This is a genomic window from Oleiphilus sp. HI0061, from assembly GCF_001635675.1.
Map to the genome: position 1 here is coordinate 1 of NZ_LWFE01000308.1, position 1,343 is coordinate 1,343.

2 protein-coding genes are annotated in these 1,343 nt (G+C 40.4%); one reads left to right on the plus strand and one right to left on the minus strand.

Annotated elements, in window-relative coordinates:
- Positions 1-444: DUF2489 domain-containing protein (locus A3735_RS04000; protein WP_068637621.1), on the minus strand; the 444-nt coding region annotated here is incomplete at its 3' end.
- Between the two features lie 195 nt (positions 445-639).
- Between A3735_RS04000 and A3735_RS04005 the strand changes: the two genes are divergently transcribed.
- Positions 640-1,059 (plus strand): CBS domain-containing protein, encoded by a 420-nt coding sequence (locus A3735_RS04005; RefSeq protein WP_068507387.1) that lies wholly within the window; start codon positions 640-642, stop codon positions 1,057-1,059.
- The last annotated feature ends 284 nt before the right edge of the window (positions 1,060-1,343 follow it).

Genomic DNA, 1,343 nt, shown 5'->3' on the forward strand with positions numbered 1-1,343 from the left:
CTCCAGGAGCGCTTTAGACGCAGAGAGTATCGCATGCTGGTTGTCTTCTTCCAGTTTGAAGCGTTCCTGATCCAGCTTAAAAATCACTCGTTTGTCAGTTTGCTTACGCGCCTCATGAGTTGGCATGTGCTCTAGCGCATCATACATTTTGATAAACACTGAAAACCGCTCATCTTCATGCAGGTTGGGGGCTAAATGGTCAAGTAGCACTTTAATTCTAATGCATCCTTCCGACAGCTCAACCTGCTCGTCTAACATGCATTGTGCGATAACCTTAATGCTGTTGAGGGCCTTATCTTTCTTTTCAGCCACCTCCTCCAGATAAGCTTTTTTCGCGTCCTCTATTCTTTGAATTTTGTTCCATGTTTTGAAGCTAAAACGGAATAAGAAAATAGAAACAAGACTACCGACAACAATTGCAAGCCAGATAAAGTTCTCAGACATATAACAAATCAACTCGAAAGATAGAAAGCGCGAAATTATAGCAGCTTCAGCAAATAGTGTATTTATTTTAAAGTGATTACTAGTTCCTTATAGGAATGCACTCAAATTGACACCGGTCATCACACTAGTAGAAACCTCGTAGTATGCTCACTTCAACAAACTCATTTATACATTACAAATTTTATTGGAGGCAAGATGGAATCTCCCAAGGTTTACGTTCGCGATTACATGCACCCAGCGACATACTCATTTAAACTTGATACTAGCGTTGAAGAAGTCGTTAAAACACTTACCAAAAGCCATATCGTAGGAGCGCCAGTGTTAGATACTGACGGCAAACTGGTAGGTTTTATCACTGAGCAAAACTGCATCAAGCAGATGCTCAACAATACCTACTATTGTGATAGCCACGAAGTAGCAGCTGACATTATGCGAGAGAATCCTCTATCCGTATCCCCTGATGAAGATATTCTTAAGCTAGCAGAAAGCATGCTAAGGAAAGGGCCCAAGATCTACCCAGTAATAGAAAATGATAAAGTGATCGGCATTATTAGACGTGCTGATGTACTAAAAGCACTTAGCCTGGCCAAAAAAGATATGTGTGCAGTGAAGTAGTATTATGCTTCTCTAGCAGGCTAAAGTTGTTCTAACTTCATTTAGCCTGCTCTATCTTCAGGTTCTTAAAACTCCATTCGCGATATGCCCCCATTCCCCCTCCCTGCCGAATAAAAGGTTCACGACAACTCCATTTCAAAATTTGCTATACCAAAAGTAAATTTCTTGTCTGCGAACATAAATAGTTCCGATATCTTCATAGACCTAGGCAATAAAGTTTAATGGTCTAATATAGTAAGTGTGTTAAGATTCCGCTTTGTATTCATTACTCCCAAAAGGCCTGG

What these genes read in the sequence shown, in the direction of transcription:
- A3735_RS04005 (WP_068507387.1), top strand. Translation starts at nt 640, where the DNA reads ATGGAATCTCCCAAGGTTTACGTTCGCGATTACATGCACCCAGCGACA.